Consider the following 5,292-nt stretch of genomic DNA (forward strand, 5'->3'; position numbering starts at 1 on the left):
CCCCGAGGCGAATTGACCGCAGCGGGAGCGAACCCTCCGTTACGCGGACTTCGGTGCGGCTCAGTCCTTTTTCCGTTGTAACCGAAAAGAATCCCCACCCGGCGCCCATCGACCAAAACGACGCGAACCGCGCAGTCTTCAGCCGTGGCGCCAGGGTCATTGCTTGGTCGGCGCCGTGATAGTGGAACCCGGTAATCGCGATCAAGGTCGACCAGGACGACAGAGCGCGCGCATAATGGTGTCCGCACTCGGGCTCATCCCATGGATTACGGCGCTCGCCGTCGTAACGCCGACGCACATTCTCGATCGTCTCCAACCCTTCGCGCAGCATGCCCTCCGTGATGAACTGCGTCGCCACCAGGTATTCGATCCCCGTCCATGCTTCCGCGTAATAAGGAAACGGGACTTTGGGCTTGCCGCCTTTGCCATAGTCACAGACCAGCAAAACGGACTCGTCATTCAAAGCATAAGTGCGCTGGAAGGAGTCATAGTCGTAAAGATCGCTTCTGTAGTTATACTTATGGATCGCCGCCAGCGTTTTTCGGATGTTCCCAGGATCTAAGAGAGGACCGAGGCCGGCAAGGTGCGCTAAATACTGACCGATAAGCTGGTCAGCCAGGCAACCATCGCCTAGTTGAAACTCCGGCGCCTCCGGATGATCGGCGCCCATGTCGCCCACCGTCGTCGGGTCGATCCGATTCTTCGGGATACTGTGTATCTTCTGAATGTAGTATTCGCCGTTAAATAGATTGGCATCGATCCACGCGCGGCCTTTCTCAAAAAGAGCGCGATAGGTCCGCGCCGATTCATCGTCCTTTAGAACGCGTGCCATCTCCTCGGCGGCGCGCAAGGCAGCGAGATAGTAAATGCCGCACAGCGGATTCGGTCCATAGAACTCAACATCATAAGTGTTATGTTGAACGCCGGTCATCACTCCATCGCGGTCCGGATCCCAGCCTCCGGGGATCCACGCGAATGAAAGCGCCTTCTGAATCTTAGGCCAATAACCGCGAAGCCAGTCCGTGTCTCCGGAAAGCCTCCAGTCCAGATAGGTCTTGACGATTTGACCCATCTGCCCGTCCGCCGCGGCATAGCCGAAGCGATCGATACCATCGGGAAGCATCTGGCGAAATCGCATGCCGCCGCGGTCATCCTGCGAGTAACCGAACGCGGCCTTGCGCAGCGACCGCGCCAGCGCGGGAAACAAGAACTGAGTGGCCGTCTCGTAGTTCCACACGTGCGTACAGTTGCCGAAACAGCATCCCCGGTGATCGCTGCAGCCTTCGAAACCGTGGAACTCCCCGTCCGCCGTGCGGAACGACGTTTGCGTGACGAGAGTAGATAGGTTCGACATCGCGGCGTCACGAAGCGCGCCCGGCAGCGTGCTCGCCCGCATCGTATCGATGAAACTCCTCGTGCGCCTTTCCAGTTCGGGGAGGCTGCGGGTAAGTTGTTCGGCTGCGTCCCACGCGTCGGTGAACCTTGTGCAATAGTAATTGCCCAGATTCGTCTTCTCGCGCCCTTTCGGTGCGGTCCAGCCGGACCACTCCGGCGTGCGGTTCGGGAAGTGCCAGCTCAACAGAAACGTATATTCCGCCTCCGCTCCCGCCCCGATCTCGCGTTGGAGACAAAGTGAGCCGGTTAGTTTGCGGTCTTCAGCCTCGGGACCTAGTTGACCGTCGGCCGTGAAATCGTCCCAGAACATCATCGGGCTAGCCCACCACTTAGCGTTCGGCCACCCGCGTAAGTAAGTTACTTTGCCGGCGCCCGGCCGCAATAGTGAAAGCGCAAAGGTACCCTGTTCGGGATGATCTTCCGGCGCGCTTCGATCTGTCATATACAGACCTTGAAGGTCACTACCCAGCGAGCTTCGGAACTCGATCGACTTACCTTGGTTTACGGCGCGTCGAAGTGAATCGGGAGATGCCGGACCCGCCATGTGATCGAGCGAAAACGCGATGGAAACTAGCGCCGCGCTACTACGCCGATTCCGTACGCGATAGCGCAGAACCGCCGCGGGATATCCGGAGCTTTCGGGGTCGAGAGGGATGAACGGGCTAAACGCTTCGAGCGAGACTTGAACAGGAAGGCGTGAATCTTGAAACGCGATCCGGGCCATCGGGAACTCGCCGCTAAAGATCGCTCCTTCAAGCCGGCTTAACCCCGGCGCGTGGGCGGAGCCAAGTCCGTCCGCCCCTGCATACGGCGGCATCAAACGCGCTTCCAGGACGCGGGCCATCGGCTCCGAGTTTCCGGACCGCACCCAGATCGAGGCGAACCCGTACTGTGGCGCGCGGCCTATATCCGGACGGTTGTAGATTTCCCAATCGCGTAACTGTCCGCGTCCGCCTAAGCCGATGCTTCCGGTTCCAATCCCACCCAACGGGAACGCGAGCATAGCGAGTTGCCGGCCGGAGTAAGTTCGGGGGTACCGGATGCGCTCACGCGGCGGGGTGGTCGGCCGCGACTGGGCCGAACTGGGATGAACGGCGGAGGCTCCTGCGACGACGGCCTTGAGGAACGTCCGCCGAGCCGGATTGAGTTCATCAGGCAATTCGCCACTCGGGCTTGGGAGCCGCGGGAGAAAAACACCGCATGGTCTTTATCTCAACGTGGCCGGGAATCTTCGCTATCCCGGCTTCAACCATCCGCCGGAGCGTTTCCGGCTCACCGGTCACTCTTACATTCAGAAGTAACTCATGCGCCGCGGCGGGCGAGGCATCTAACATTCCGTCCACACCGGGGTTGCCTCCGTTCTTGAGGATGGAAGCCTTTACATAGCCGGACGGCGTAGTATCGATCAGCTTGAGATGCGCAATTCTAAGTTCAGCTGACGTAAGCGCCGCATCCAGATCGTCCAGTAACATCCCGACCATCTGCGCCGGCGAAATAGCAGGATTCACTACCGCCGCCACGCTGCAATTCAGCCAGGCAAGGCTCGCTTCCGCGCCCGCATAGCGTTCATAATCGATCTCCAGTGTCCGCGTTCCCGTCTCGATCGCCCCACTCAGGATTTCATCCAGCCACGCAGAAACCCCTTCGCCGGTAAGCGGACTTAAGTACCGAACCGGCGCCCCTGTAAGTTTCGGAAAATGCCGGTATAAGTCCAACTTAGTAAAGCAGATCAGATCGGCCTCATCGATTTGTTTGCGAAATAAGAAGGCTAAGTCGGGATCGGGGCGGGAGCCTGTTAGTTCCTGAGCCAGCCCGGGATCAGCCAGAACGCTGTACGCCGCAAGCCGGAACCGGTTGGAGTGGTGCATTCTTAGCGGCCGCAATGTGGTAGCGGAGATATCTGCGCAACTGCCGACCGCTTCGGCGAAAATCACCGCGGGCTCGAACGCGCGAACTCGATCCGCGGTTTCGATCAGTTCGGAAAATCTGCAGCAAAAACAGCCGCCCGACACCTGATCCGCGTCGACCCCCTCGCTCTGCACGTACTTAGTATCCACCAGTTCAGAACCTTGGTCGTTCAGAATGGCGGCAACTTTTAGGCCTTTGCCGCGAAGCAGGCGAGCGGCTGAAAGGATCAGCGTTGTTTTACCAGCGCCAAGAAATCCTCCAAGCGGAATGAGCACCGGCCTCTGGTCCATTTACGCCGTCAATCATAACAAACGGGAGGCCGATGGCATTGAAAAGCTTTCCCATGACTTGTGAAAAGGGTCGGCTGTTTCCTTCCAACAGTCTCGGCCTCAGTTGAGCCGCGCTCTATCACAGTGCGAGCTATCACGATGCGAACAGAAATCAGGATGATGTAGAATGAAAACGCGCAAAGGGCGCATCCAGTCCGCGGGAAAGGGCCGAGCCCACCGAACTTAGTAGTCGAACGACCCCAGATCTTCTTTCCGCCCGACGCGGACACGGGCAATTTGGAAGGAGATCCTATGTCCGATATCGCCCCTCGTCTTCCCGCGCGGCCTTCTATTGAGCAACTTCGCAAGCAGGCCAAGGAACTTCTCAAGCAATACCAAGCCGGCGCGCCATCCGCGGTTGCGCGATTGGCCAAGCTAGGCAGCCGCAATCCGTGCCTCGCCGATGCACAGTACATCATCGCGCGGGAGTACGGTTTCGAAGACTGGACCAAGCTTAAAGAGCAAGTCGGGATCATGCGCGCGTCCGGGCCCGTGTTCGTAAGCTCGAAATCACCGTTTTATACGATCGACTGGCAGGACAATCACATTAACGTCCAAGGCCCTCAGACGCAGGGAGATTGGGAAGCAGTCTTCGACGTAGTCAAGCAACACAAGATTGCAACGGTGATCGCTAACGGGATCAACGACGCCGCGTTAGAGCGCGTCACTAAGCTGACGCACGTCACGCACCTCGACCTTTCCGGTGCGAAGGAGGTAACAGACTCAGGGATCAAGCACCTGCACCGCATGGCCCAGCTTCGGGAGCTTGACTTAGGCGGCGGCAATAGTTCAATAACCGATACGGGACTCGAAGCTTTAGGTCACTTAGTCGAACTAAGGAGGTTTCAGGTGTGCTGGACGCCGGGGATTTCAGACGCCGGTATCGCGGGTCTGGCCAAGAGCGCCCACCTTGAAGACATAAATCTGCTCGGCACGCCAACCGGGGACGGCGCCATACGGGCACTGGCGGGCAAGCCTCACCTGCGCCGCTTCAAAACCGGCCGCCAGGTAACAGATGGCGGGCTAGCGCTACTGCAGCAATTTCCGATATTCAAGAGCTGGCACGGCGGCGAACTAACCTACGGACTCATGTCGGCTGACGCCGGTCCGAATTACCTCTTACTCGACGGCCCGTTCACCGACCGGGGGCTCGCCGGCCTCGCCCAGCTCGAAGGCCTATTCGCCTTAAACCTTTTCTGGCATACTCCCGGATTCACTTCACAAGGATTGGTGTCACTCAACGAATTACCTAACCTAGGTTTCCTCGGATGTCAGAATAATCACTGCGACGATGAGGCAATGCGCCACATTTCAACACTCCCCAACCTACGAATGCTGATGGGACAAGGCGCAATCGCTACAGACGCTGGATTCGAAGCGCTAAGTCGATCAAAGACCATCGAGTACTTCTGGGGGCGCGAGTGCCCAAACCTGACCGGCCGCGGGTTTGCCTCCCTGGCGAGGATGCCTTCGCTCAAGGGACTCGCGGTAAGCTGCAAGAACGTAGAGGATGGCGAACTATCCACGCTCCCGGCTTTCCCATCTCTTCGCGAGTTCATGCCGATGGACGTGCCCGATGCCGGCTTCCGTCACATCGGACGCTGTGAGAGCCTTGAGGCGCTATGGTGCATGTATTGCCGGGACACAGGAGACGAAGCAA

3 protein-coding genes are annotated in these 5,292 nt (G+C 58.6%); 1 reads left to right on the plus strand and 2 read right to left on the minus strand.

The features are described 5' to 3' along the window. Together H1Y01_RS02015 and H1Y01_RS02020 are read right to left on the minus strand one after the other, a co-directional pair. On the minus strand, positions 1-2,554 hold a 2,554-nt coding region (locus H1Y01_RS02015; RefSeq protein ID WP_180538424.1), incomplete at its 3' end, for a GH116 family glycosyl-hydrolase. Next, a complete protein-coding gene (locus H1Y01_RS02020) occupies positions 2,547-3,593 on the minus strand; it encodes a GTP-binding protein (RefSeq protein WP_180538425.1) in 1,047 nt (348 codons plus the stop codon). The genes H1Y01_RS02020 and H1Y01_RS02015, both read right to left, overlap by 8 nt. 291 nt (positions 3,594-3,884) lie before the next feature. On the opposite strand from H1Y01_RS02020, the gene H1Y01_RS02025 reads away from it, so the two are divergent. Next, the coding region (locus H1Y01_RS02025; protein ID WP_219341189.1) for a hypothetical protein at positions 3,885-5,292 on the plus strand (1,408 nt) is incomplete at its 3' end.

The sequence above is a fragment of the Nevskia soli genome (genome assembly GCF_903970205.1).
Lineage (GTDB): Bacteria > Acidobacteriota > Terriglobia > Bryobacterales > Bryobacteraceae > Bog-113.

Bases quoted from the DNA above. Each gene is read 5' to 3' on its own strand.
- H1Y01_RS02020 (WP_180538425.1), bottom strand. From the start codon at position 3,593: ATGGACCAGAGGCCGGTGCTCATTCCGCTTGGAGGATTTCTTGGCGCT.